The sequence below is a fragment of the Bordetella petrii genome (assembly GCF_020991325.1).
GTDB lineage: Bacteria > Pseudomonadota > Gammaproteobacteria > Burkholderiales > Burkholderiaceae_B > Bordetella_A > Bordetella_A petrii_E.
This window is the reverse complement of the sequence record NZ_JAJMLX010000040.1, coordinates 1-24,385: the sequence shown is the minus strand read 5'-3', so window position 1 is coordinate 24,385 and position 24,385 is coordinate 1. Positions and strand designations below refer to the sequence as shown.

Sequence of the window (24,385 nt, the reverse complement as noted above, 5' to 3'; positions counted from 1 at the left end):
GACGAAATCGCCGAACGCATGGACGCCGGCCGCAAGGCACTGATGCTGCGCGGCGTGAACGAGGCCGGCCCCTACCAGTCGCCCATGGAAGACGGCATGCAGCACTTCCACGAATGGTACCGGCGCGTCATGGAGGAGCCGGCCTCCGGCAGCCTGCCGGACCAGGCCCTGGACCTGATCGCGGCCCGGCCGCACCGCGCAAGCAGCGTATGAGGCCGGCCTTCCGGCTACGGCAGCAGGCAGGGGGCCGGGCCACGCAGGCCCATTGCCTGCCCCAGCACCGGCCACGTCCAGCCCCGGCCCAGCAGCACCATTCGGGTATGCAGATCGTGCAGCACCGCGTCCGGCACCGCCGGACCCAGGTACGTAAGCACCTTGCGCCTGACGTCGACGTAACCGGATGGATAATGCGCCGCCAACGATTGCCACAGCCCCCGGGCCGCCGCCGATTGGCGCGCGCCGGTCATCAGGCACTGGCCGGCGTCCAGGGCCCAGCGATAGACGGCATTGGCCAGGCCGCGGCGCTGATATTGCGGATCGTACTTGGAGTGCGGCGCCCGCAGGAAGGAATCCGCCCGCCGCCCGACTTCGACCAGGCGATTGAACACCGTATACCCGGCCAACCTGCGCTGTACCGTATCCACCACATACACATAAAACTCTCCGTCCGCTTCGCGATAGTGAAGCACCATGCCAGGAATGTCGGTCTTGACCTCCGGCATATCGTGCAGGCGGTCACCGGGACGGGTGATGCGGGTGTAGAGGGATTCCAGTTCGTTATCCAGTTTCCAGGAACCGGAGTCAACGTCGATGCGCAATTCCATGATGCGGGTCAGCCACCCGGGAACAGCGCCCAGCGCCAGCGTAGGCACGGCTATCTCCTATGACAAGTTGGTCAGGGGTCGTCGAAAATGGCCGCCGGGTTGAGCCGGGCAGCCGCGGGAAAAGGGTTCAGGTGCATGGCGATGAATGTGTCGCTAGGCTTGGAAATGCCCGCGGCCCCTCTGGCGAGGGGCCGCACGGGTCTGTTGCGCGGGGATTGTAGCCCGCGTAGCCAGTGGCTACTGGGTGCCGAAGAACCCCGCCGCCCGGATCACCGGCGCCCATTTGCGGGTTTCGTCGCGCACGGTCTGGTCCATTTCCGCCTGGGTGCTGGCTTCCTTCACAAAGCCCAGGGCTTCCAGTTTGTCTTCGTTCTCGTCCAGGGCCTGGATGATGGCGTCATGCAGCTTGGCAGCTATGGCCGGCGGCACGTGCGCAGGCATGTTGAACCCGTACCAGGTGTTGGAGTCGTAGCCGGGCAGGCCGCTTTCGGCCAGCGTCGGCACGTTGGGCAGCGCCTTGCTGCGTTGCGGGCTGCCGATAGACAGTAGCCGCAGCGCGCCATTGCGCACCTGCGCTTCGGCCGAGGGAATCTGCACGAACATCATGTCGATCTGCCCGCCCAGCAGATCGTTCATGGCGGGGGCGCCGCCCTTGTACGGCACGTGCAGAATCTCCACATCGGCCATGTTCTTGTACAGTTCACCCGCCAGGTGCTGGGAAGTGCCGATACCCGCGGATCCATACGTCAACTTGCCTGGCGTCTTGCGCGCCTGCGCCGTAATGTCGTTCATGGTCTTGAATGGCGAATCCGACCTCACCGCCACCACCAACGGCACCCGGACAGCCACCGTCAGCGAAGTGAAATCCTTCTGGGGATCGTACGGCAGCTGCTTGTAGACCGACGGGTTGATCGTCATGATGCCGCCCGCGGTCAGCATGAAGGTATAACCGTCGGGCTTGGCGCGCGCCGTGTACTGCGCGGCTATCGTGCCGCCAGCGCCCGCTTTGCTTTCCACGACGATGGCCTGTCCCAGTTTCTCGCCAGCCGTCTTGGCCACTATGCGGGCCAGTGCGTCGGTACTGGCCCCGGGCGGGTAAGGCGTCACCAGCGTGATGGGCCGTTGCGGATACGCCGATGCCCCGTCGGCCGCGGCCCTTGCCGCACTGCCGGTAAACAGCACAAGTGTTGTCGCCAGCCCCAGCGCAACACGCAGCGATACTGAACGCGTGAACATAGAAAGTCTCCTTATTTCGTTGTCATGGCCTGCATCAGCACTGCTTCCAGGCAAGCGCGTTGCCCGGCCAGCGTGCGATCCCTGTCGGCGTTGAAGTTGCGTGTAGACAGGTCCAGGGTGCGCGGCAAGTCGGTCATCCGCACGCCCAATGCCGACAGGTCGGCGGGCATGCCCATCTGGCCATGTGCTTCCTCGATTTCCTGCGCGACCTGTTCCCGCCCCGGTTCGCACGCCGGTACACCATCGGGCTCCTGTTCCACCAGCGCCATCCACAGGCGCCCGATCACTGCATCTTCCGAAGCCGGTGCATGGAGGACGGCCGCCGCCGTCAACGCCGCATGCGCCTCGCCCTGGCCAATGGATGGAATGGCGTGGAATACGCCCGCCGCCAGCGCATATACGGCTCGCGCTATCCAATGCTGGTCCATGGGACGCCCGCCATCGTCTTCATCACGGTTCTGCAGCAATGCGGCCGCGCACAGTTCCATCCGGCCGCGCAGCATCGCCGCCTGCTCCGCGCTGTCCAACGCCTGCGGGTATGCCCGGCGAGCCAGCCGCCACGCCTGGATACGGGCCCCTTCTACCAGCGGGTTGGCACCGCCCGCTCCGCCCATGTTCATGAGCGCCCGCCAGAAAACCGCGTAGCCCGTGGAGCGGATCAACGACAGGGGCGCGGTCGCCAGGGCGGCAGGATCCCAGAAGATGGCGCGCGGCCGGGTGCGGGGGTCGAAGAACTCATAGCGTCCCTGCCCGCCAGGCCCCTTGATGGCACTGCCGGCCCGGTTCTGCGCCGACGTGGGCGCGGTCAGGATATTGAAAATGGGAATCTTGGGCGCAGTCAGTTTCGGGCTTATGGCCGGCCCTTGATCGGGATAGTGGGTGATCAGTTGCATCAAGGGCGCTGTTTCCGCCAACAGGATCGCTACCACCCGCGCCGCCTTCAGCACGCTTCCAGAGCCTATCGCTACCAGGCAATCGGCCCCCAGTTCGCGCGCCTGCTCGACCGCCCGCTGCACATCTTCCAGCGGCGCATCCTTGGATATGGCGCCGCACACCCCCACGATGCATCCGTCGGCCTGCGCATTCAGCGTCCGCAGCCAGTTGCCATGAGCAGCCACTGAACGGCCGCACAGCACCATGGCGCGAGCCACCCCGGCGCGGCGCAGTTCGGATCCCAGCCGGTCCAGCGCGGCCGGTCCGCCATGTACGCGCACGGCGTGCGTGCCGCTGCAAAAGTAATCGCCCGCCCACGCCATATTCATGGCCTGGCCTCTGCATGCAGATAAACCCGGCCTTCGGCCAGGCGGCGTGCCGTGCGCTGGATGATGGCCCGCTCGACGCTCCAGCCATCGGCGCCGGAAGCCACCCGGGCATCCACATGAATCAATCCGGACGGGTGTCCGAATGCCAGCATGCCGCCTTCATGCCGTCTGGCCAACAGGCGGGCCGGCAACGATCCGGCGATACCGCACGCCATGCCTGTCGTGGCCGTCACGGTGGCGGCAAGCGTCTTGCTGACCGAACCCGAGGCATATTGGCGGCAGACCAGGTCCTGGGCGGCGGCAGGAACGACCGCAGAATCCGTGCAACTGCGGTAGTCGTGCGGCTGCCGCAGCAGTACCAGCATCGGCGTGGATGGTGCCGAACGGGCATCGAAGTAATCCTCCAGGCCCACCGAATGGGCCACGTGCCGGCGCACCGCGTCCATGCGCCCGCGCAGGGCCGTGTCGCCGTCGATGGCCGCCGGGTCCTCGATGCCGGTCAGGCCGAAATCGCGCGCCTGCGCGTAGACCACCAGGTTCGCGCCATCGACAACCGAAACCTCGAACTCGCCCGCCTGCGGCACGGCGATACGGCTGCGGGCCGATTCCAGGGGAAGCAGCCGTCCCGTGATGGCCCCGACGGCACGGGAAAAATCCAGGCCGATGGCCGCGCCCGTACCCGGCACGCCGCCGATGCTGAACGGGCCCTCGGTCCGAACCGTGCCGTCGCGCACCGGCACCAGCACGTGCACGACCCGGTCGGTATTGACATTGTGGACGCGTACCGTGGTCGTGCCTTCCCGGGCGGCCACCAGGCCCTGCTGAATGGCATAGACGCCGACAGCCGCGGTCAGGTTGCCGCAGTTCAGGTTGAAATCGACTTCCGCGGCCAGGATGCCCACTTGGCCGAACAGGTAGGTAACGTCGGTATCGGGGCGCGTGGGCGGACCGATGATGGCGGCCTTGCTGGTCAGCTTGTCGGCGCCGCCCAACCCGTCGATCTGCCGGCGATCCGGGCTTCCAAAAATGTCCAGCAGCAGGGCCTGCAAGGCGGCCCTGTCCCGGGGCACGTCACCCTGCCGCAGGAACACTCCTTTGCTGGTGCCGCCGCGCATCAGCACGAACTCCAGGCTTTCCGGGATCGTGGACATGGCCCCATCAATCCAGGGAAATATTCTGGCGCTTGACCAGGTCCGCCCACAGCACACGGTCGGACTTGATCAACGACGCGTAGTGCTCCGGGCTGGTCTGCTCGGGCAAGATGAAGCCCAGATCGCCAAACGTCTTGCGCAGCTTGGGATCGGCAAGCGCCTTGTTCACCGAATCCACCAGCCTGGCGATGCGATCGGCAGGCGTACCCGCGGGCGCCATCAAACCGTATCGCACCAGCACGATGTACTTCTCGAAGCCCGACTCGGCGAAGGTGGGCACATCGGGTAAAAGGTCCAGGCGCTGCGGCGAAGCCACGGCCAGGGCCCGCACGCGGCCAGCCTTGACATGCGGCAGCGCCGAGCCCACCACGCCGAACAGCGCCTGCACCTCGTTGGCGATCAGCGCGTTCAGCGCCGGCGCGCCGCCCTTGTAGGGTACGTGCGTGAGTTCAATGCCCGCCGCCTGCGAAAACAGCTCGCCCGCCAGGTGGAAAGTGCCGCCGTTGCCGGTGGAAGAAAAGTTCACAGCCCCCGGATGCGCCTTGGCATAGGCGATGAATTCCTGCAGCGTCTTGACGGGCAGCTTCGGATTGACCGTCATCAGCAACGGCAAATCGGTCAGCAGGCCCACGGGGGTCAGGTCACGGTCCGGGTCGTACGCCAGCTTTTTGTACAACAAGGGGTTCAATACCGCCGTGGAGTCGCTGGACAGCATGAGGGTGTAGCCGTCCGGCCGCGCCTGCGCAGTGTGCGTAGCGGCGATGATGCCGTTGGCGCCCGTGCGGTTCTCTACCACTACCGGCTGCCCCAGGTCGCGGCTCATGTGGTCCGCCACTGCCCGGGCGATCTGGTCGGTGGTGGCGCCCGGAGCATAGGGCACGATCAGGGAGACCGCATGGCTCGGGAAATCGGCGGCCGTTGCCGCAGGCGCCGTGGCGTACAGCATGGCGGCGGCCGTCGCGGCCGCCAGGCGCGCAAACACACGCGCGCGGGATATTGTCGCTATTAACACGCTTGTCTCCTTGATACATAGGGCGGCAGCCGTCTGGTGCGGCGTCCCGCCGGGGAAAATCCTGGGGCCCGGCCCATGTGCGCGGCCCGGAACCTTCGACAATCGGCCGGCCTACATCGGCAGGCCGTTCTTCAACAGGTCGCGGGCGATGACCCAGCGGTGCACTTCGCTGGGCCCTTCCACGATACGCAGCACGCGGCACATGCGCGTGATGTATTCCAGCGGCAGTTCTTTGGAAAGCCCCATGCCGCCGAACAACTGAACCGCACGGTCGGCCACGCGATGGATCAGCTCGGTGGCCTGCACCTTCACCATCGAACCGTCGCGGCGGAAATCAGTGGCCCCCTGGTCAATCTTCCAGGCCAGGCGATGCGTCAACAGCCGCACCATCTCGATCTCCTGGTAGCTGTCGGCTATCCACCACTGCACAGCCTGCCGATCCGCCAAGGGGGCTCCGAAGGTATGGCGGGCATTGGCCTGCTCGATCATCATTTGCAAGCAACGACTGGCCAACCCGACGCATCGCGAGGCAATATCCAGGCGGCGCACCCCCAGCCGGTTGGTGATCGGCACAAAGGCGTTGCCCACTTCGCCCAGCACCTGGCTGTCATCCAGCTCGACGTTGTCGAAGAAAACCTGGTACGGGTGGTACTCGCCTATCATCGGATAAGAGGTCGGGATGGAAACACCCGGCGTACCCTTGTCCACCAGGAACGCCGTCATGCCGCCGCGCGATTTCAGCGCCGGATCGGTCACCGCCACCACGATCATGAAGTCGGCTCGGCGGGCATTGCTGATCCACATCTTGGCGCCGTTCAACACCCAGCGGCCGTTCTTGCGTTCGGCGCGCATCTTGATATTGGCGGCATCCGAGCCCGCCCCCTCTTCAGACAGGGCAATGCAGCTTTTCTTGCGCCCGTCGGCATATGGCAACAGGTATTTGTCGACCTGGTCGCCCTTGCACAAGGCCTTCAGCAGATACAGGTTGGGGCTGTCCGGCGGCGGCACGAACGGCACGATCGAATGCCGCAGTTGTTCGATGACCACGCACTTGGCCAGCATGCCGAACTCCTGCCCGCCGAACTCTTCGGGCACATCGATTCCCCACAAACCGACGTGGCGCGCCTTCTCCTGCAGTTGCTGTTCCAACTCCGGCGGTATCAGGGGCGTATCGTCGAGCCCGCGCTCGGCTTCGCGGCGAATAATCAAAGACTCATGCGGAATCAGCTCGCGGCGCGTAAAGGTTCGTACCGTGTCCTGGATCATGCGGACGGTATCTGGCAACTCGAAATCCATGGTGTTCCTTGAATGATCTATCTGATGCCATGCCTTCAAGCCGTTCGGCGAAAGCGCGGGATGGACACGTCGTCGGTCACCGCGTCGAACACGGCCTGCACGGGCTCGCCCACCTTTACCTGGCCGGGCTCCACGCCCACCACATTGCTGAACAAACGCGGCCCTTCCTCCAGCTGGATCAGTGACACGTTGTAGGGCACATCGTCGGCGAACGCGGGGTGGTATACCTGGTGAAACACAATGGACGACAGCACCGTGCCGCGCCCGGACAGCTGCACCCATTCATGTTCCCCGGACAAGCACTTGGGACATACGTGATTGATCGGCGAACGGATGTGCCCGCAGTCGCTGCACTGCTGCAGTTTCAGCTTGCCTTCCCTGGCCGCTTGCCAGAACGGCCGGTTCCATGCCTCGATAGCCGGCAGTGGTTTGGCGTACGGCTTGGCCTCCTGGCCTTCTTCGGTCTTGCTCATCTCTATCTCCGTATCGGTTGCCGTCAGGCGGCTTGCAGAATCATGGCGTTCGAGCAGTTCAGGGTCATGCCTCGCCCGGTGACCAGGCACGTTTTCGCGTCCTGCACCTGGCGGGGCCCGCAGGCACCCCGCATCTGGCGCACACCCTCCACGATGTGCAGCCAGCCCTCCATGTACGATTCCGAGAGATTCCCGCCGGCCGTGTTGACGGGCAGTTCGCCTCCCAGCTGGATGCGTCCGCCCTCCACGAATGGACCGCCCTCGCCCACGCCGCAGAAGCCCGCGTGCTCCAGCCACAGCAGCACGCTCATGCTGAAGTTGTCGTACAGCTGCGCGACGTCGATGTCTTTCGGCCCCAGCCCCGACATGGCATAGGCGCGGGCCAGGGCTTCCTTCTGGTGCGGCACGTACCACCAGTCTTCGCGCTCCATGTTCTGCGTGGTGTAGCCTTGGCCCATGCCGGCGATACGCACCACGGGCTGGCGCAAGTCCTTGGCGCGTTCAGCCGAGGTGACAATGACGCAGACGCCGCCGTCGCTGATCAGGCAGCAGTCCAGTAAATGGAAGGGCTCGACAATCCAGCGCGAACTCTGGTGGTCTTCCAGAGTGATGGGATCTCGCATGACGGCATTCGGATTCATCGACGCATGCTTGCGGCACGCCACCGCCACTTCACCCAGCTGCCGGCTGGTGGTGCCATACAGGGCCATGTGCCGGCTGGCCGCCACCGCGCTGTTGGCGGCCGCGCCGAACATGCCCCAGATGCCCCAGGCGTCGCCCCATCCCGACGAACGGTTGAAGCGGTAATTTCCGGTACGCGCGGTGTCGGCGAAAATGCAGGCCACATAGTCGGCCAGGCCCGCCTCGACGGCCAGCGCGGCGTTCTGCACCAGGGCTCCGGCGGTGCCGCCGCCCATGGTCATGCTGCCGGTGTAGCGCGGGTCGATGCCCAGCGTCTCGCCCATGCGCAGATAGTTCAGGGCGCCTTCCGGTGAAGTCGTGCCCGGCATGGTCAACAAGCCATCGATCTGCTCCTTGCGCAGGCCCGCGTCTTCGATGGCGCGCTTGAATGCTTCGGTGGCCAGCGTCACCGGTGTGGAACCCGGCAATTTCCCCTGTTCCGTCGCGCCCACGCCGACGATGGCGATCTTGTTGCTTAGCGATGACATCACTGCTCCTTGTTCAATTCGCGTGTGTTTCAACGGCCGCGGTATACCGGCGCGCGCTTTTCCTGGAAGGCCATCCGGCCTTCAATGCGGTCTTCGGTATCGCGCAACAGGCCGAAGGTGCAGCGCTCCATCTGGATAGCGCCTTCCAGCGGCATATCCAGGCCGTCCCGCACCAGCCTCTTCACTGCGCGCACCGCCAGCGGCGCGTTATCGGCAATGCGGCGGGCAATGGCGCGCGCCTGGTCCATCAGGTCTTCGGGATCGGCCAGCTTGCTGACGAGGCCGATGCGCAACGCCTCATCGGCATCGATACGGTCGCCTGTCAGCAGCAGCAACATGGCCGACGAAAGACCCACGGCGCGCGGCAGGCGCTGGGTGCCGCCACCACCGGGAATGCTGCCGATGCGCACTTCGGACAAGGCAAACGACGCCGTGCGCGAGGCAATGCGTATGTCGCAGGCCAGCGCCAGTTCCAGCCCGCCTCCCATGGCGTAGCCGTTGATGGCGCAGATGATGGGCTGCGCGATATCCATGCCCGCCAGGATGTGGTCCGACTCGCTGCGCCCGAAGCTCAGCTCGGCAAAGCTTTCTTTCGGCGGCATGGTCTTCTTCAGGTCGGATCCGGTGCAGAATGATTTCCCGCCTTGTCCGGTCAGGATCACCACGCGGATATCGTCGCGGGCCCGCACGTCCGCCCAGGCCTGGCGCAACTCGAGCCGCGTGGGCGGATCGATCGCATTCAAGGCCTCGGGGCGTGACAGGGTAATGGTGGCGATGCCTTCGTCCACCTCGAAACGTAATGCCATGTCTACTCCTGCTTGTCGCTCTGGTGTTGAATCAGGTCGCGCGCCGCCGTGTCCGGATGCCCGGCCCGCGCCAGAAACGCGGCGGCATCCTCGGCATGGCCGGCCCAGGCAAAGCAATCACGGGCCTTGGCGATCAGTTCCGCGTCGGACAACGGCAGCTCGGCAGAACCCCGCAGGCCCTCGATGCGCCGTTCGTGGCGACGGCCGCTTTTGTCGTCCACGCACAAAACCGCCCAGCGCGGAAAAATCGAGTCGCCCGGCGCTTCCGCGCTATCGACTTCCGCCAGGAACGCCTGGATCTCCGGCCGCATGACGGCCTGGTCCGAAAAGCTGGCCAGCCTGACCTGCCCGTCGCACAGCGCGGCGGCCACGGCATATTCCATGCTGAACTTGGCCTGCAGGCCGGTGCGTGGGCGGTGATGGATCAGGGGGGCCAGCGCTCCGGGGCTGGCCCGCACTTGCACGCGTTTCACGTTCTGCAAGGTCAGCCCCGCCTCGGCGCGCAATTCCAGCAAGCCGTCCAACGTGCGATGCGTGGCGTAACACAGCGGGTATTTCTTCACCTCCAGGCCGCTACGCTCCAGTTCCAGCGCGCCCTGCCCCAGGTCGCGCATTGCCCCGTCCAGGTCCTGGCCCTGGCCATACAGGGCGGAATACCCCAATACGGGATCCAGCACCTCCGATGACGCGGTAAAGCCCGCTTGGGCCAGGAGCACCGAACGCAAGGCCGCGGCATTGGCATGCCCGGCCTGGAACGACTTGGCGTCCGAGCCGAAGTTCGCGCGGGTGCCCGCAGCCTGCGCCACGGCAAGCCCGATCGCATTGGCCGCCTGCTCCGCATCGAGCCGCAACGCATGGGCGCACGCCGCGGCCGCCCCCAGGACTCCGATCGCCGATGTCGAATGCCAGCCGCGCGCATAATGTTCCACCGCCATGACGCGGGCGATCTTGCACATGACCTCGAACCCGGCCACATACCCCGACAGCAGGCGATCCATGCGCAGGCCAGCAACCTGCCCCAGCGCCATCAACGCGGGCCACAGCACCACGCTGGGATGGCCCCGCAAGGGCGAGGTCACATCGTCATAGTCCAGCACGTGTGCGGCGATACCGCTGTACAGCGCCGCGGCCTCGGCATTGGCCCGATCGGCCCGCCCCCACAGGCTGGCCGCGGGCATGGCTGAAACGCCGGGCCGGCCGTCCGTGGGGCATATCATTCCCTGCGCATGCAGATACCTGTGCGCCCGCAAGGCCGCAGGCTCGTTGCGGCCGGCCACGGCTACCGCGTACGTATCCAGCAGGGCCCGCGCCGCCAGGTGCCGCAACGGCGCGGTCACCCTGCCAGGCTGGAACGCCGCGGCGAACCGGCCGATCAGTTCCGCTGCTTTCATTGGAATACCCCCTGCGTGCGCAGCGCGTCTATCTGCGCGTCCGTCATGTTCAATACCTCGCGGCATACCTGTTCGGTGTGCTCGCCCAGGAGGGGGGCTGCGCTTAACACATCTCCTGGCGTGCGCGACAAGGTGAATGGCGGTGCGCTGTAGACAGTGCGGCCCATTTCCGCGTGTTCGCGCCATCGGAAATGTTCCCGATGGAGCAACTGCGGGTCCTGGTTCAGGACGTCGGCCGCGGTGGCGACGCGCCCCGCCGGCACGCCCGCCTGTTGCAGGGAGTGCGTCAGCGTATCGGCATCCCAGTTCGCCGTGGCGGCCGCAATGGCCGAGTCCAGCGCATCCCGATTGCGCCAGCGCGCCAGCGTGTCCTGATACTGGGGCCGGCCCAAGCCGGCGCCCTCGCCCAGCACGTCTTGCAGCGCCCGCCACTGTCCCGGTTCGCAGGCCGAGATGGCGATCCAGCGGTCCTGCCCCCGGCAGGGATAAGCCCCGCGAGGCGCCGCGCTGATCTGGCGGTTGCCGTCCGGTCCGGCCACATGGCCGTTGGCGGTGTAGTCGAGCACCGCCGGGCCCAGCAGCGCGATGGTGGGTTCGATCTGGGCCAGGTCTATGTACTGCCCCTGGCCAGTGCGGCGCCGGTGCCGCAGCGCCGCCAATACCGCCAGGGCGCCATGGGTGGGGTTGGGCACATGGTCCGGAAAGTTTGTGCCCGTGCCCGCCGGTTCGCGTCCCGGTTTGCCCGACAAATACTGCAAACCCGTCAGCGCTCCCATGGTGAGCCCGTACCCCAGGAAATTGGCCTGCGGCCCGCTGTCGCCCTGCATCGACATGGCCAGGTACACCGCTCCGGGGTTACGTTCGCGCACCGCCTGATAGCCCAGGCCCAGCCGCTCCATCGTGCCCGGCGTGAAATTATTGGCCACCACGTCGCAGCCGTCGATCAGCCGCCACGCCACTTCCCGGGCATCGGCCAGCTTCAGGTTCAACGTGATGCTGCGCTTGCTGGAATTGCGGTCTGCGAAATAGCCGCTGCGATTCACTCCCGGCCTGCCATCCTTGAACGGCTTGGCTTCGCGCAGGGAATCCAGCCGTTGCCCGCTTTCGATCTTGATGACATCGGCGCCGAAATCGGCCAGCAACTTGGTGGTAAATGAACCCGCCCCGATCCAGGTGAAATCAATCACCCGCAAACCGCGCAATGGAAGCTGGCTCATCCCGTCACCCCCGCCCGCAGCAGCACCTGTTGCGTTTGGCCATCCAGGCCCAGTTCGCCCAATACCTGCGCCGTGTGTTCCCCCAGGCGGGGTGCCGGCCGGCCCGCCCGCCAGGGCGTGGCCGACAGGCGAAACGGGGCCCCCGGCCGGATCAGTTCCAGGCCTGAATAGGGGTGCTGCATTGTCCCGAAAAATTGCCGGTACGCCAGTTGCCGGTTTTCCAGCAGATCGGCGCAAGTGCTGACCGGGCAAATGGGAATGCGCCGCCGTTGGCCGTCCTGGTAAAGGTCGGCCTTGGTGTGCTGCATGGCATAGGGAAGGAAAACCCGCTCGAAACGCGCCTTGGCTTCGTCCGAGGCAAGATAGGCCGTATCGTTCCAGCGCGGTTCGAGCAATTCGTGCGCCTGGGGTGCTTCCACATCGATCAGCCATTGCGCCGTGGCCGCCCAGAAGCGGTTCGCGGCAATACCGCCAGCCATCAGGTACACCATGCCGTCTTTGCACGGGAACACACCCGTGCCGGCCTGCCGCTGCTGGCCCGCGGTGCGCTTGCGCACCACTCCTTCCAGGTCGACGAACTGCGCGGCATTTTCCAGCGCCATCGTCACGCATTCCTGGATGGACACATCGACATGCTGGCCCTGCCCGCCATCGGCGCGCTCGGCTTCCCACAGCGCGATCAATGTGCCCACCGCGGCGAACTGCGCGGCGGCCAGGTATGCCTGGTTGCCGTACGCCATGACGGGCTCCGAATCGGGGTACCCCCCCAGGTACAACAAACCGCCCAAGGCCATGGCCACCAGTTCGTCCGCCTTGTACTGGGCATAGGGGCCGGTTTGTCCAAACGGGCTGATACTGGTTACGACCAGCCCGGCATGGCCGCCGGCCAAGGCCGAGTAGCCCAGCCCCCGTTTTTCCATGACGCCCGCGCCGGCGGACTCGATAACAATGTCGGCGCGCGCCGCCAGCTGGCGCATCAGGGCTTGCCCGTCCGCGTGGTCCAGGTCCAGGCAAATGCCGCGCTTTCCTTCATTGAAATAGGCGAACGGCAGGCTGTGTTCAATGTGGGGCTGCTGCTTCAGGTACGGCCCTTCACGCCGCACCGGCGAGCCGCCCGGCGGCTCGACCAGGACCACATCCGCGCCCAGTTGCGCCAACAACTTTCCGCAGTACTGGCCCGCCAGGCCGCTGGCATCCAGCACCCGCACGCCGTCCAGGGCGGCCGGTGCGGCGTGCGTTTTGCTCAAATCATTTTGTTCCATATAGTGGATATAAAGCGGGTCTCCAATAGCCAAAACTCTACGCGCCATAGCGCTATCATGGCTATGGGATGGCATCCCGTTTTTATCCATATATTGAAAAAACCAGGTGCAACGCACCCTGACACTCGCCCAGCAAGGTCCAGCCATGCCTCTCGACACCGACTCCTCCACCACTACCGGTACGCAAGTGATACGCCGCGTCGTCGCGCTGTTGCGCCTGATCACCAGCAACAATCGCAAGGGCCTGCGCCTGACGGATCTGCATCGCGCCACCGCCATCGAGAAGCCCACCGTGCATCGCATCCTGCAAGGCCTGATCACCGAACAGATGGTGCGGCAAGACAGCGCCACCAAGCGCTATCACCTGGGCCTGGCCATGTATGAAATGGGCCTGGCGGCGGCGCCCAAGCTGGGGTTGCGCGACATCTGCCATCCCCATCTGCTGGTCATCGCCGACCAGACCGGCGACACGGTGTTCCTGACCGTGCGATCCGGCTTCGATGGCGTGTGCATCGACCGGGCTGAAGGCAATTTCCCGATCAAGGCATTCGTGCTGGACGTCGGCAAGCGGCGTCCCCTGACGGCCGGTGGCGGCAGCCTGGCCATTCTCAGCGGCCTGCCCAGCGGCGAAGTCGACCGCATCTGCAGTATCAATGCCGATCGCATGCGCGAGCGCTATCCCAGATATTCCGAGGCCGCCCTGCGGCGCGACCTGGATGCCGCCCGCGACCGGGGATATTCAGTGAAAGAAGTACTGGAAGTGCCGGATGTGCGATCAGTGGCGGTGCCCATACGCAAGCCCGACGGCACGGCGATCGCCGCGATCAGTGTCGCGACCATTGCCACCCGCCTGAATGACCAGCGGGCGGCGGTGGTGGCCGGATATATCGCCGAAGCGGTGGCATCCATCGAAGCGCAGTTGGCACATCAATGGTGAGCAGCGGTGATGGTTCGCTATAGCGGCTTGACACCATGCTCCGGTCCGGCGGGATGGCCTGCCTTTATAATTTGATATGTTATAACATAATGAATATTTGACCAGAGCCAACCGTGTAGCCCCATGAAAGCCACCCTATCGCCCGCAAGCCCCGCCAAACTGCCGGTGACAGTCCTGTCGGGCTTTCTGGGGGCCGGCAAGACCACCTTGCTCAACCACATCCTCAATAACCGCGAGGGCCGGCACGTGGCGGTCATTGTGAACGACATGTCGGAGGTCAACATCGACGCCGCCCTGGTCCGCGAAGGAGGCGCGGAGCTGTCGCGCACCGATGAAAAGCTGGTGGAAATGAGCAACGGCTGCATCTGTTGCACCCTGCGCGAAGACCTTCTGTTGGAAGTCGACCGGCTTGCCCGGGAAGGACGGTTCGACCAGCTCGTCATCGAGTCCACCGGCATTTCCGAGCCCCTGCCCGTGGCCGAGACCTTCACCTTCGAAAGCGAAGACGGCCGCGGCCTGGACGAAGTCGCGCGCCTGGATACGATGGTGACGGTGGTTGACGCCTACAACTTCCTGCGCGACTACGGCTCGCGGGACAGCCTGCGGGAACGCGGCGAATCGCTGGGCCAGGAAGATGAGCGCACGGTGGTCGACCTGCTGATCGAGCAGATCGAGTTCTGCGATGTCATTGTGCTGAACAAGATAGACCTGGTCACGGCCGTAGACCGCGAGCGCCTGGCGGCCATCATGCGCACACTCAACCCGCGGGCCCGCATCGAGACTTCCGAATTCGGCAAGGTGCCTCTCGAGCGTGTACTGAACACGGGCCTGTTCGATTTTGCCGAAGCGTCCAAGGCGCCGGGCTGGCTGCGGGAACTCCGCGGCCAGCATAGGCCGGAAACCGAAGAATACGGAATCCGCAGCTTTGTCTACCGGGCGCGCCGCCCTTTCCATCCCCAGCGCTTTCTTGCGTTCGTCGAGGACGAATGGCCGGGCGTGGTGCGTTCCAAAGGGTACTTCTGGCTGGCCAGCCATCCTGATATGGCCGGCTCCTGGTCGCAGGCCGGCGCGGTGGCGCGCCACGGCGCGGCCGGCTACTGGTGGGCGGCCATGCCGCCCGAACGCTGGCCCCAGGACGCCGAGCACATCGCGATGATCCGCAAAAACTGGCTGGAAGGCGTGGGCGATGCGCGCCAGGAACTGGTGCTGATCGGCATGGACATGGACGAGGCCGCCCTGCGGGCCCGGTTCGACGCCTGTTTGCTCACCGACCAGGAAATGGCCCAAGGCCCGCATGCCTGGAAGGCGTGGCGCAACCCTTTTCCGAACTGGCCTTGAGGGCGCCACGTGCCCGCGCGTCCCGGCCTCGATCCACCCTGTTGATTCCCTACCCGCAAGGAGCCGTCCATGAAAGTTCTGGCCTCGCTGAAAGACGCCAAGACACGCCACCGCGACTGCCAGGTCGTACGCCGCCGCGGCCGCATCTACATCATCTGCAAGTCGAACCCGCGCTTCAAGGCCCGCCAGGGCGGCGCCAGGAACCGGAAGGGCTGATAGGGTGCCCATCCCCCTTCAAGTGCTTTAGGGCACCTATTAATATCCAGATCATCAGTTTTCTATCGGGCAGCCGAACGCGCTTGACTGGTGTCAACGGCCTTTCCGGGGCAGCGGACTAGAGTGAAAAATTTCCCACTCAACCCGCCCCAGGAGCCCAGCATGAGTGCAGCCCCCGCCGACAGCGCTTCCCGCCCCGCCACTCGCGCACGCCGCGCGCCGGCACGCAAGGCCGACGCGGCCCGCGAGGAAATCAAGGCCATCAGCCAGCAGCCCGCGGCCCTGCAGGTTGCCAGCGCTCCGCATGGCACCAGCGAGGACAGCACCACCGCCAGGCTGCCCGCCAACTATCCTTACCAGGCGCGCATGCGGCGCACCGAATACGAAAAAACCAAGCTCGATCTGCAGATCGAGCTGCTGAAGGTGCAAAGCTGGGTCAAGGAAAGCGGCCAGCGGGTGGTGGTGCTGTTCGAGGGCCGCGACGCGGCCGGCAAGGGCGGCACCATCAAGCGCTTCATGGAACACCTTAATCCGCGCGGCGCGCGCATCGTGGCCCTGGAAAAACCTTCCGCCCTGGAACAGGGCCAATGGTATTTCCAGCGCTACATCCAGCACCTGCCCACCGCCGGCGAAATGGTCTTCTTCGACCGGTCCTGGTACAACCGCGCCGGCGTCGAACGGGTCATGGGTTTCTGTTCGCCGCTGCAATACCTGGAATTCATGCGCCAGGCGCCAGAGCTGGAACGCATGCTCGCCAACAGCGGCATCCTGTTGTTCAAGTACTGGTTCTCGGTCAGCCGCGAGGAACAACTGCGCCGCTTCATTTCGCGCCGCGACGATCCCCTCAAGCACTGGAAGCTTTCGCCCATCGATATCAAGTCGCTCGACATGTGGGACGACTACACCGGCGCCAAGCAGGCCATGTTCTTCCATACCGATACGGCCGATGCTCCCTGGACTGTCATCAAGTCCGACGACAAGAAACGCGCGCGGCTCAATTGCATCCGCCATTTCCTGCATTCGCTGGACTACCCCGACAAGGACCGGCGCGTCGCCCACGCCCCCGACCCGCTACTGGTGGGCCGGGCCTCGCGGGTGCTGGAAGAAGACGAAAAATTGGAGTCCGAGCCGAACAAGGCGGTCGTGGCAGCAAGCAGCGCGCAAGCTGCCGCCTGATCCGAAGCCCGGAACAACCATTCGGGCCGCATGCCGCGGAATACAAAAAAGGCACTTGGGCTGCCTGCCTAAGTGCCTGATTTCAATGAAATTCTGTGGGGTGGCTGATGGGACTCGAACCCACGACAACCGGAATCACAATCCGGGACTCTACCAACTGAGCTACAGCCACCATTGCCGCTGCAAAGAGGCCGAATTCTAGCATAGTTTTTTTGCCCTGCCTGCCCCCCAGCCCATTCCCGGCCAGGCCTACCCTTGCTATCCTGCTGCATCCGCCGGTTGCGCTGCAGAAAGCCGGCGTGGCATCTTTCGGGCGACTCATGGACCGTCTAGACGATCTTTTACAGGAATACTGGCCGCACCTGGTGTTCGGGGTCAGCGTGGTGGCCGGCACCGGAGCCGCGGTGCACGCGGCCATGACCAAGCAAGATGTGCGCGCCGCCATCGGCTGGGTGGGCGTGGCGCTGTTCTCGCCGCTATTCGGGGCGCTGTTCTACTTTGTGGCGGGCATCAACCGGGTGCGCCATACGCGGGTATCGCAACAGCGCGATGAAGCCATGCTGGCCTATGCCGGCCACGCGCAGGCGCCGCTGGACGACGTGGTGCCCTATTCCAGCGCCCAGTTCGCTTCGCTGAAAACACTGGGCGACAAGATCAGCAGGTTTCCCGTGCTGGGCGGCAACATTGCCCAGCCGCTGGCTGGCGGCGACGAAGCCTACCCGGCCATGATGCAGGCCATACGCGAGGCCCGCCAGTGCGTGGCCCTGCAAAGCTATATTTTCGACAGCGACGCCATCGGCCGCGAAATGGCGCAGGCCCTGATCGAAGCCCACCAGCGCGGTGTGCAGGTACGCGTGCTGATCGACGCCATCGGCAGCCGCTATTCGCGGCCGCCCATCGTGCGCCTGCTGCATCGCAAAGGGGTACGCACGGCGCGCTTCATGACGAACCCGCTGGGCGTGCTGCGCATGCCTTATGCCAACCTGCGCAGCCACCGCAAGATCCTGGTGGTGGACGGCCGCATCGGGTTCACGGGCGGCATGAATGTGCGGGCCGCCTTTGTGCGCGCCCTGGCGGGCGACCAGACTAACCGCGACGTGCACTTCCGCCTGGAAGGCCCGATTGTGGCCCAGCTGATGTCGGTATTTGCACACGACTGGAATTTCACCACGCATGAAACGCTGGACGGCGCCGCGTGGTTCCCCCCGCCCACGCCCACCCCGGGCACGGTGCCCATGCGCTGCGTGCCGTCGGGCCCGGACCGCGCGGTGGTCAGTACCCGCAACATGCTGCTGGGCGCGTTGGCGGTGGCGCAAAGGCACGTACGCATCCAGTCGCCGTACTTCCTGCCCGACCAGCCCTTGATCGGCGCCCTGGCCACCGCGGCCCGGCGCGGCATTATCGTGGACATCGTCATTCCGGGGCGCAACAACCTGCGCCTGGTGAACTATGCCATGACGGCGCAACTGGACCAGATCGTGCGCACCGGTTGCCGGGTATGGCGGGCGTCCGGGCCATTCGACCATTCCAAGCTGCTGACCATAGACGGGGCATGGTCGTACGTGGGGTCGTCGAACCTGGACCCGCGCAGCCTGCGCCTGAATTTCGAGCTGGACACCGAAATCTACGACGTGGACACGGCGGCCTGGATCGAAGCCCGCATCGACAACCAGATTGCCGGCGCCGCGCAGGTGACGCTGCACGACCTGTACGGCCAGCCCTTCGCCAAGCGGCTGCGCAACAAGATCATCTGGCTGGCGTCGCCGTATCTGTAGCGGGCAGGCGCCGGCCGCCCGGCCCGCCAGATGCTCAGTTGTGGCTGGCCTTCCACTCGCCCGAAGGCTGCTGGCAGAACCAGAAGGCCCAGTTTTCGGACTCGGCGTCCTGGCTGATCCTGGCGTCGAGCAGGCGGCACTTGCTGGCTTTCTGGGTGTCCACGCTGCGCTTGACCGTCAGGTCGGCCTTGATCGGGCCGCCGCGGCGCGGCTGCGAACCCGTCCAGGTGGTGCTGGCGCCGTCGGGCTGGTTGTTCAGCACGTCCGCCACGGCTGTGCGGAAACCGGGCAGGTCTTGCTTGGGAATGCTGGACAGGATCGAATGGTTCATGAAGGCCATGCTGGCCGCCTGCGCCGAGACGGAAAAAGCCAGGAGTGCACCGCCAACGAATAAAGCATTCCGAATTTTCATGAACGTCACCTTTTGAATAGGGCAATGCGCCGGGCAGCCGCGGGCGGTATGGCCCGCCCTACACGATTCGAACGTGTGACCGCTCGCTTAGAAGGCGAGTGCTCTATCCAACTGAGCTAAGGGCGGGTCGCGGGCTGTGCCTATGATAGCGCGCGGCAATTGTACCGTGGCCGGATGGCGATTATGGCTCGTCCAGCGCGGCCGCCGTGGCTACCCACAGTACCAGGGCGTCTTCCGGCCCCAGGCTGATTACCCGGTGGCCCATGCGGCTGTCTATATAGAAACTTTCGCCGGCCGACAGGCGCGCGGGTTCGTAGAATTCGGTATGCAGCTCGATCTGGCCGCTGAGCACGTAGACGAACTCTTCGCCCTGGTGCCGGCTCCAGTCCTGGAATTCCTCGAACGATCTCGCCTTGACCCGGGTGTAGAACGGCATCATGCGCTTGTGCGACAACGCATTGCACAGCAGGCGGTGGTCGTAATACGGGGTCTCGTACGAGCGCCCTTCGCCGCGCTGGCTGAGCGACCGCCGCCCGGTGCCCATGTGGTCCTGCGGCGGCATGAACAGTTCGGCAATGTCCAGTTCCAGGCCGGCCGCTATCTTGAGCAGGTTGTCATAGGTGGGCGACAGCAGGCCGTTCTCGATCTTGGACAGGGTCGAGGCCGCCACGCCGGTGGCCTGGGCGGCCTGTTTCAACGTCCAGTCGCGCGCCTTGCGCAAGTCGCGCAGCCGCTGCGCCAGCGCGCTCTGCCTGGTGGTGGCCATGTGGATTTCCTATCTGCGCGAGCGGCACTCGCGCAGCCGGTCGCGCGCCTGGTACGACCAATACGTCAGCTGCACGGCGGCGGTGCCGAATGGCCCGCCGTTCCAGTCCAGCCCGAACGGCGCGAACAGGCGGTACCTGTCGGTGTCGCCGCATATCCCTTCGGCCACGACCCGCCCGCCTATGGCGGTGGTATTCATGCCGTGGCCGCCGAAGGCGGTGCAATACCATACCCCCGGCGCCAACCGGCCGATCTGCGGCATCAGGTGGCGCGCATAGGCCATGCGCCCGGACCACGCCACCTCGACCCGCACGCCGGCCAGCTGCGGATATACCGTGAGCAGCTCGGCGCGCAGCGATTCCGCCAGGTCGGGCGGATCGTCGATACGCGTGGTGATATGGCTGCCCCAGCTGATGCGCCCGCCCTCGACCACGCGGTAGTAATTGCCGGCGCGGCGGGTGTCGCCGATGGCCGCATCGGTGCGTATGGCCTCGCGCACCCGGTTGCCCAGCGGCTCTGTCAGCATGATGTAGGTGGCAATGGGCAGCATGGCGCGCCGCAATGCCGGCACCAGCCCATCGGTGTATCCCCCGGTGGCAAGCAGCACCGTTTGTGCATCGACCGAACCGCCAGGGGTGGCCAGGCGCTTGACGGCGCCGGCAAGATCGGCGGACTGCACCGGAGAGTCTTCATGGATCTGCACGCCCAGCCGGATGCACTCGCGCGCCAGCGCGCGCGCGTAGTTCAGCGGGTGGAAGTGGAACGAGGCCGGGTCGTACACCCCTTGGAAATAGGCATCCGACAGCAGCAATTCGCGCACTTCGTCGCGCGGCAGCAGCCGCAGTTCGCGGCCGAAGCGGCGCTGTTCGTCGCAATACTGGCGCATGGCGCCGGCATCGTCATGGCGCAGCACGCGCAAGCGGCCGTCTACCCTGCGGGCGTCGGCCATGGCCAGGTCGCGGATATTGTCGCGGATGATGTCCACGCCTTCGATGGAAAGGCGATACAGGGCGTCATAGCCCGCCTGCCCCGTCCGGCGGCGGATCAGATCGGCGCCGGCCGAGAATGCTGGCGATACCGACCCGCCGTTGCGCCCCGATGCGCCCCATGCCACGCGACGCGCTTCCAGTACCATCACCTGGCGGCCGCGGCGGGCCAGTTCCAGCGCCGCGGTCAGCCCGGCCAGGCCTGCCCCCACGATGCAGATGTCCGTGCTGGCCGCGCCAGCCAGCGCGCCGTAGCGGGTATGCGCGTCACCCAGGGTGCGCTTGTAGAACGTGTCGATGTAGTCGGATGCCATGGTGGCGGACGAAGAGTCAGGACCTAGGCCAGGGAGGTCGCTGCCAGGGATCCGGCGACGCGCTTTTCCACCCAGTTGGCCAGGCGTAGCAAGGGGTAGCAATACAGGAAGTAGATCAGCGCGATCAGGGCATAGATAAACAAGGACTTGCTGGGATAGGTAATCATGAACACCTCGCCCTGGCGCGTCAGCTCGGTAATGCCCACCACCGACAGGATGGCGGTGCTCTTGATCAGCATGACATATACGCCGCTCATGGGCTGCACGATCAGGCGCATGGCCTGCGGCAACACCACCAGCCGCAAGATCTGCATGGGCCGCAGCCCCAGCGTCATGGCGCCTTCGGTCTGGCCGCGCGGCACCGCCAGTATGGCGCCCATGACGATCTCGGCCACATAGCTGGACGTATACACCGACAGCGACACGAACGCGGCGGTAACCGAATCCCAGGTCAGCCACGACACCCCGCTGCTGGGCAGCACGAAATAGAACAAATACAGCTGCACCAGGAAAGGCGTGCCGCGCAGCAGGTGGATGTACAGCCCCAGCACCTGGTGCACCCCGCGGATGCGGTAGCTGCGCGCCACGCCAATGACAAAGCCCAGGACCGACCCGGCAATGATGGCGAAGAACGAAACCTTCAGGGTTTCCAGGAACCCTTGCAGCAGGAACGGCATGACGGTCACTGCGGTAGAAAAATATTCTTGCAGCATGGTCATCTCGCGTTCCAGGCCGGCCCGGCCAGCCACAGGCTGACCAGCCGCGACAGCCCCAGCATGCAGGCGTAGATCAGCAAATACCCGGCGGCGATAGTCAGGAAACTTTCATTGGGCACGATGCGCTCGCTGTTCATCAATACCCCGGCGGCCACCAGTTCGAACACCGCGATCAGCGACAGCAGCGAGGTGTCCTTGATCAGCACGGCAGTCTGGCCCAGCAATGGCGGCAGGGTGTTGGCGAAGGCCTGCGGCAGGACGATGTAGCGCAGGCGCTGGCGGAAGCCCATGCCCACCGCCTTGCCGCCTTCGATCTGGCCGCGCGGCACAGACTGTATGCCCACCCGCACGATCTCGCTCATGTAGGCGGTATGGTGCAGCGTCAGCGCCACGATGCCCAGTATCAGTTCGCTCCAGGCCTTGGCGGCGGGAATGAGTGACGGCAGCGCGTAGTACACCAGGTAGATCTGCACCAGCAAGGGCGTGGCGCGTATGAACTGGATGTAGCCCGCCGCCGGCCGCCAGATCGGCCCGCGACTCGACATGCGCGCCAGCGCCACCAGCACGCCCAGCAGCACCGAGAACACCAGGCTGAACCCGGCGGCGATCAGCGTGTTGGCCAGTCCGTCCAGGAACTGGCCGGTGTACTGGCCGACGATGCGCCAGTTGTAGTAATCGATCAGCCAGTTCATGGGCTCAGGCCGCCATCAATGCTCTTTCTTCCAATCGGTGGAATACCAGTACTTGACCATTTCGGGCAGCGAACCGTCGGCCGTGCGCAGCTCGCGCCAGTTGTCCAGCCAGAACTTCATGCGATAGGAATCGGGGGCCACCGCGAAAGCCAACGGTTCGCGCACCATGACACCGTCCAGGACACGCAGGTTGCCGAAATCCACCAAAAACTGATTGGCCGTGCTCATCGACATGATGCCGGCGTCGAGCCGGCCGCTGGACAGGGCCTGGCCCACCGGCGCGCTGCCGCCCGAGAACTCTTTCAGGTTTGCCTGGGGCAGCAGCTTGCGCGTGGCTTCCGCATAGGTGCTGGCGCCCAGCGCGCCAATGGTGACGTCGTCCTTGTTGAGCTCGGTGAAACTCTTGTAGGGGGAATCCTTGGGCACGACCGCCACGGTTTCGGCATAGAACATGGGCATCGAGAACAAGATCTGCGCGGCGCGCTGCGGGGTGGGAGTCATGTCGGCGGCGATCATGTCGGCCTTGCCGGACAGCAGCGCGGGAATCAGGCCCTTCCATTCGTAGTCTTGCAGCACCAGCTTCACGCCCAGGTCGTCGGCCATGCGGCGCACGATCTCCACGGCCAGGCCGGTACGCTTGCCGGACTTGTCCATGAAGCTCATCAGGGGGCCCGAGGTCTGCACGGCCACGCGCAGTTCGCCGCGCTTGAGCACGTCGGCCAGCGCGTCGGCGCGGGCAACCGAAGCGGCGCAGGCGGCCGTCAGCGCCACCGCGGCGACGCCCAGCCATTGTTTTATCTTCTGCATGTTGAGTACCCTTTTTAACGATGTGAAGCCGCCCGGGCCGGACGACGCCGGACGGTACTGCCGGTACTGCCACAACGACTGCAAGGCCGTGCCGCAGAGGGCGCGGGTGCTACAGGATTTTCTCCAGGAAGGCCTGGGTGCGCGCTTCGCGCGGATGGCGGAACAGCGCGTCGGGGCTACCCTCTTCGACGATGCGGCCGCCGTCCATGAATAGCGCGCGGTCGGCCACGTCGCGGGCAAAACCCATTTCGTGCGTGACCACGGCCATGGTCATGCCGTCACGCGCCAGCGCGCGCATCAGGTCCAGGATGCCGCCCACGGTTTCAGGATCGAGCGCCGAGGTGGCTTCGTCGAACAACATCAGTTTGGGATCCATGGCCAGCGCGCGCGCAATCGCCACGCGCTGCTGCTGCCCACCCGACAACTGGCTGGGGTACCGCGCCCCGAACTCGCCCATGCCCACGCGGTCGAGCAGTTCGCGCGCGTAGCGATCGGCGTCGGCGCGCGCCCGCCCGCGCACCACGCGCTGGGGCAGCGCCACGTTATCCAGCGCGGTGCGATGCTGGAACAGGTTGAAATGCTGGAATACCATTCCCACATCGGTGCGCCAGCGGTTCAGATCGGTGGCGGGGTCGGCAATGGATACGCCGTCGATGCGGATATCGCCGGCATCGATGGATTCCAGCCCGTTCAGGGTGCGCAGCAAAGTGCTTTTCCCCGACCCCGACGGCCCCACGATAACCAGGACTTCGCCGCGGCCGATGCGGCAATGGATGTCGGTCAGCGCGGCATGCAATGGCTGGCCTTCGCGGTGGAAGGTCTTGTGTACCGCCTCGACAACGACCAGTGGATCCGGCATGGCGCAGCAATCTCAAAAAGATTTCGCATTCGGCTCAGAGTTTCGTATAGTAAATTTTCCTGCGGAAATTCCACCTAGGCATTTCCCTAACGCCCGCCACTCCGCGCCCCTTCAGCCGCTGCCGCCTCAAGGAGAGTTTCGATGAATACGCCTCAAGACATTCTGCACGCCCTGAGCCTGAACGACGCCACGCTGCAAGGCGGCACGCTGGCGGCGCACAGCCCCATCGACGGCGCGCGCCTGGCGCAAGTGGCCGAACACAGCGTGGCCCAGGCGCATGCCGCCATCACCCG

General features: G+C 65.3%; 24 protein-coding genes, 2 tRNA genes and 1 pseudogene. 6 read left to right on the top strand and 21 right to left on the bottom strand.

Annotated features, from left to right (window positions below):
- A pseudogene (locus tag LPZ50_RS25380) lies at window positions 1–138 on the top strand (SRPBCC family protein); the annotation flags it as partial.
- Window positions 139–227: 89 nt separating this feature from the next.
- On the opposite strand, the gene LPZ50_RS06510 reads toward LPZ50_RS25380, so the two are convergent.
- The 12 genes from LPZ50_RS06510 to LPZ50_RS06455 all read right to left on the bottom strand — a co-directional run bounded on the left by LPZ50_RS06510 (window position 228) and on the right by LPZ50_RS06455 (window position 13,084).
- Entirely contained in the window at window positions 228–872 is a 645-nt protein-coding gene (locus tag LPZ50_RS06510; RefSeq protein WP_230659021.1) for an N-acetyltransferase, read from the bottom strand.
- A gap of 189 nt (window positions 873–1,061) precedes the next feature.
- Window positions 1,062–2,060, bottom strand: a complete 999-nt coding sequence (locus tag LPZ50_RS06505) for a tripartite tricarboxylate transporter substrate binding protein (protein ID WP_230659019.1) — start codon at window positions 2,058–2,060, stop codon at window positions 1,062–1,064.
- Window positions 2,061–2,071: 11 nt separating this feature from the next.
- A complete protein-coding gene (locus LPZ50_RS06500) occupies window positions 2,072–3,322 on the bottom strand; it encodes an iron-containing alcohol dehydrogenase (protein ID WP_230659017.1) in 1,251 nt (416 codons plus the stop codon).
- The gene (locus tag LPZ50_RS06495; RefSeq protein ID WP_230659015.1) at window positions 3,319–4,473 is read right to left on the bottom strand and encodes a PrpF domain-containing protein; all 1,155 of its coding nucleotides are present in this window, start codon (window positions 4,471–4,473) and stop codon (window positions 3,319–3,321) included. Before LPZ50_RS06495 ends, LPZ50_RS06500 begins: the two co-directional genes overlap by 4 nt.
- A 7-nt stretch (window positions 4,474–4,480) precedes the next feature.
- Window positions 4,481–5,485, bottom strand: a complete 1,005-nt coding sequence (locus LPZ50_RS06490) for a Bug family tripartite tricarboxylate transporter substrate binding protein (protein ID WP_230659013.1) — start codon at window positions 5,483–5,485, stop codon at window positions 4,481–4,483.
- 111 nt (window positions 5,486–5,596) lie between these two features.
- Window positions 5,597–6,781, bottom strand: coding sequence for an acyl-CoA dehydrogenase family protein (locus LPZ50_RS06485; RefSeq protein ID WP_230659011.1), 1,185 nt, complete (start codon window positions 6,779–6,781; stop codon window positions 5,597–5,599).
- Between the two features lie 35 nt (window positions 6,782–6,816).
- Window positions 6,817–7,254, bottom strand: coding sequence for a Zn-ribbon domain-containing OB-fold protein (locus LPZ50_RS06480; protein WP_230659009.1), 438 nt, complete (start codon window positions 7,252–7,254; stop codon window positions 6,817–6,819).
- A gap of 23 nt (window positions 7,255–7,277) precedes the next feature.
- Window positions 7,278–8,423 (bottom strand): thiolase C-terminal domain-containing protein, encoded by a 1,146-nt coding sequence (locus LPZ50_RS06475; RefSeq protein WP_230659007.1) that lies wholly within the window; start codon window positions 8,421–8,423, stop codon window positions 7,278–7,280.
- 29 nt (window positions 8,424–8,452) lie between these two features.
- Window positions 8,453–9,229, bottom strand: coding sequence for an enoyl-CoA hydratase/isomerase family protein (locus LPZ50_RS06470; protein ID WP_230659005.1), 777 nt, complete (start codon window positions 9,227–9,229; stop codon window positions 8,453–8,455).
- Between the two features lie 2 nt (window positions 9,230–9,231).
- Window positions 9,232–10,620, bottom strand: a complete 1,389-nt coding sequence (locus tag LPZ50_RS06465) for an MmgE/PrpD family protein (protein ID WP_230659003.1) — start codon at window positions 10,618–10,620, stop codon at window positions 9,232–9,234.
- A complete protein-coding gene (locus LPZ50_RS06460) occupies window positions 10,617–11,837 on the bottom strand; it encodes a CaiB/BaiF CoA transferase family protein (protein WP_230659001.1) in 1,221 nt (406 codons plus the stop codon). The genes LPZ50_RS06465 and LPZ50_RS06460 overlap by 4 nt, the downstream gene beginning before the upstream one ends.
- The gene (locus LPZ50_RS06455) at window positions 11,834–13,084 is read right to left on the bottom strand and encodes a CaiB/BaiF CoA transferase family protein (protein WP_230658999.1); all 1,251 of its coding nucleotides are present in this window, start codon (window positions 13,082–13,084) and stop codon (window positions 11,834–11,836) included. Before LPZ50_RS06455 ends, LPZ50_RS06460 begins: the two co-directional genes overlap by 4 nt.
- 160 nt (window positions 13,085–13,244) lie before the next feature.
- On the opposite strand from LPZ50_RS06455, the gene LPZ50_RS06450 reads away from it, so the two are divergent.
- The 4 genes from LPZ50_RS06450 (at window position 13,245) to ppk2 (ending at window position 16,766) form a co-directional block, all read left to right on the top strand.
- Window positions 13,245–14,036 (top strand): IclR family transcriptional regulator, encoded by a 792-nt coding sequence (locus LPZ50_RS06450; RefSeq protein WP_230658997.1) that lies wholly within the window; start codon window positions 13,245–13,247, stop codon window positions 14,034–14,036.
- 123 nt (window positions 14,037–14,159) lie between these two features.
- Window positions 14,160–15,374: a zinc metallochaperone GTPase ZigA gene (gene zigA, locus LPZ50_RS06445; protein WP_230658995.1), complete on the top strand. Its 1,215-nt coding sequence runs from the start codon at window positions 14,160–14,162 to the stop codon at window positions 15,372–15,374.
- Window positions 15,375–15,443: 69 nt separating this feature from the next.
- Window positions 15,444–15,590: a type B 50S ribosomal protein L36 gene (gene ykgO, locus LPZ50_RS06440; RefSeq protein WP_230658993.1), complete on the top strand. Its 147-nt coding sequence runs from the start codon at window positions 15,444–15,446 to the stop codon at window positions 15,588–15,590.
- Window positions 15,591–15,752: 162 nt separating this feature from the next.
- Entirely contained in the window at window positions 15,753–16,766 is a 1,014-nt protein-coding gene (ppk2, locus tag LPZ50_RS06435; RefSeq protein WP_230658991.1) for a polyphosphate kinase 2, read from the top strand.
- A 96-nt stretch (window positions 16,767–16,862) separates the two neighbouring features.
- Here the strand turns inward: ppk2 and LPZ50_RS06430 are convergent.
- A tRNA-His gene (locus LPZ50_RS06430) sits at window positions 16,863–16,938 on the bottom strand.
- 148 nt (window positions 16,939–17,086) lie between these two features.
- Here LPZ50_RS06430 and LPZ50_RS06425 point away from each other — a divergent pair.
- Complete coding sequence (locus tag LPZ50_RS06425; RefSeq protein WP_230658989.1) at window positions 17,087–18,541, top strand: phospholipase D-like domain-containing protein; 1,455 nt, start codon at window positions 17,087–17,089, stop codon at window positions 18,539–18,541.
- A gap of 34 nt (window positions 18,542–18,575) precedes the next feature.
- On the opposite strand, the gene LPZ50_RS06420 is transcribed toward LPZ50_RS06425, so the two are convergent.
- The 8 genes from LPZ50_RS06420 to LPZ50_RS06385 form a co-directional block, all read right to left on the bottom strand.
- Window positions 18,576–18,872, bottom strand: coding sequence for a hypothetical protein (locus LPZ50_RS06420; RefSeq protein ID WP_230658987.1), 297 nt, complete (start codon window positions 18,870–18,872; stop codon window positions 18,576–18,578).
- A 130-nt stretch (window positions 18,873–19,002) separates the two neighbouring features.
- Window positions 19,003–19,079 (bottom strand) — tRNA-Arg (locus tag LPZ50_RS06415).
- A gap of 55 nt (window positions 19,080–19,134) precedes the next feature.
- Window positions 19,135–19,719 carry a helix-turn-helix domain-containing protein gene (locus tag LPZ50_RS06410; RefSeq protein ID WP_230658985.1) on the bottom strand — a complete coding sequence of 195 codons (585 nt, stop codon included), beginning with the start codon at window positions 19,717–19,719 and terminating at the stop codon, window positions 19,135–19,137.
- Window positions 19,720–19,728: 9 nt separating this feature from the next.
- Complete coding sequence (locus LPZ50_RS06405; protein WP_230658983.1) at window positions 19,729–21,018, bottom strand: NAD(P)/FAD-dependent oxidoreductase; 1,290 nt, start codon at window positions 21,016–21,018, stop codon at window positions 19,729–19,731.
- A 23-nt stretch (window positions 21,019–21,041) separates the two neighbouring features.
- Window positions 21,042–21,731 carry an amino acid ABC transporter permease gene (locus LPZ50_RS06400; RefSeq protein ID WP_329957647.1) on the bottom strand — a complete coding sequence of 230 codons (690 nt, stop codon included), beginning with the start codon at window positions 21,729–21,731 and terminating at the stop codon, window positions 21,042–21,044.
- Window positions 21,732–21,733: 2 nt separating this feature from the next.
- Entirely contained in the window at window positions 21,734–22,426 is a 693-nt protein-coding gene (locus LPZ50_RS06395) for an amino acid ABC transporter permease (protein WP_230658979.1), read from the bottom strand.
- A 15-nt stretch (window positions 22,427–22,441) separates the two neighbouring features.
- Window positions 22,442–23,233 (bottom strand): ABC transporter substrate-binding protein, encoded by a 792-nt coding sequence (locus tag LPZ50_RS06390; protein WP_230658977.1) that lies wholly within the window; start codon window positions 23,231–23,233, stop codon window positions 22,442–22,444.
- 109 nt (window positions 23,234–23,342) lie between these two features.
- A complete protein-coding gene (locus LPZ50_RS06385; protein WP_329957646.1) occupies window positions 23,343–24,092 on the bottom strand; it encodes an amino acid ABC transporter ATP-binding protein in 750 nt (249 codons plus the stop codon).
- Window positions 24,093–24,385: the final 293 nt, after the last annotated feature.

Bases quoted from the DNA above. Each gene is read 5' to 3' on its own strand.
- LPZ50_RS06505 (WP_230659019.1), bottom strand. From the start codon at position 2,060: ATGTTCACGCGTTCAGTATCGCTGCGTGTTGCGCTGGGGCTGGCGACA.
- LPZ50_RS06500 (WP_230659017.1), bottom strand. From the start codon at position 3,322: ATGAATATGGCGTGGGCGGGCGATTACTTTTGCAGCGGCACGCACGCC.
- LPZ50_RS06495 (WP_230659015.1), bottom strand. From the start codon at position 4,473: ATGTCCACGATCCCGGAAAGCCTGGAGTTCGTGCTGATGCGCGGCGGC.
- LPZ50_RS06485 (WP_230659011.1), bottom strand. From the start codon at position 6,781: ATGGATTTCGAGTTGCCAGATACCGTCCGCATGATCCAGGACACGGTA.
- LPZ50_RS06480 (WP_230659009.1), bottom strand. From the start codon at position 7,254: ATGAGCAAGACCGAAGAAGGCCAGGAGGCCAAGCCGTACGCCAAACCA.
- LPZ50_RS06475 (WP_230659007.1), bottom strand. From the start codon at position 8,423: ATGTCATCGCTAAGCAACAAGATCGCCATCGTCGGCGTGGGCGCGACG.
- LPZ50_RS06470 (WP_230659005.1), bottom strand. From the start codon at position 9,229: ATGGCATTACGTTTCGAGGTGGACGAAGGCATCGCCACCATTACCCTG.
- LPZ50_RS06465 (WP_230659003.1), bottom strand. From the start codon at position 10,620: ATGAAAGCAGCGGAACTGATCGGCCGGTTCGCCGCGGCGTTCCAGCCT.
- LPZ50_RS06460 (WP_230659001.1), bottom strand. From the start codon at position 11,837: ATGAGCCAGCTTCCATTGCGCGGTTTGCGGGTGATTGATTTCACCTGG.
- LPZ50_RS06450 (WP_230658997.1), top strand. From the start codon at position 13,245: ATGCCTCTCGACACCGACTCCTCCACCACTACCGGTACGCAAGTGATA.
- zigA (WP_230658995.1), top strand. From the start codon at position 14,160: ATGAAAGCCACCCTATCGCCCGCAAGCCCCGCCAAACTGCCGGTGACA.
- ykgO (WP_230658993.1), top strand. From the start codon at position 15,444: ATGAAAGTTCTGGCCTCGCTGAAAGACGCCAAGACACGCCACCGCGAC.
- ppk2 (WP_230658991.1), top strand. From the start codon at position 15,753: ATGAGTGCAGCCCCCGCCGACAGCGCTTCCCGCCCCGCCACTCGCGCA.
- LPZ50_RS06425 (WP_230658989.1), top strand. From the start codon at position 17,087: ATGGACCGTCTAGACGATCTTTTACAGGAATACTGGCCGCACCTGGTG.
- LPZ50_RS06420 (WP_230658987.1), bottom strand. From the start codon at position 18,872: ATGAACCATTCGATCCTGTCCAGCATTCCCAAGCAAGACCTGCCCGGT.
- LPZ50_RS06410 (WP_230658985.1), bottom strand. From the start codon at position 19,719: ATGGCCACCACCAGGCAGAGCGCGCTGGCGCAGCGGCTGCGCGACTTG.
- LPZ50_RS06405 (WP_230658983.1), bottom strand. From the start codon at position 21,018: ATGGCATCCGACTACATCGACACGTTCTACAAGCGCACCCTGGGTGAC.
- LPZ50_RS06400 (WP_329957647.1), bottom strand. From the start codon at position 21,731: ATGCTGCAAGAATATTTTTCTACCGCAGTGACCGTCATGCCGTTCCTG.
- LPZ50_RS06395 (WP_230658979.1), bottom strand. From the start codon at position 22,426: ATGAACTGGCTGATCGATTACTACAACTGGCGCATCGTCGGCCAGTAC.
- LPZ50_RS06390 (WP_230658977.1), bottom strand. From the start codon at position 23,233: ATGCAGAAGATAAAACAATGGCTGGGCGTCGCCGCGGTGGCGCTGACG.
- LPZ50_RS06385 (WP_329957646.1), bottom strand. From the start codon at position 24,092: ATGCCGGATCCACTGGTCGTTGTCGAGGCGGTACACAAGACCTTCCAC.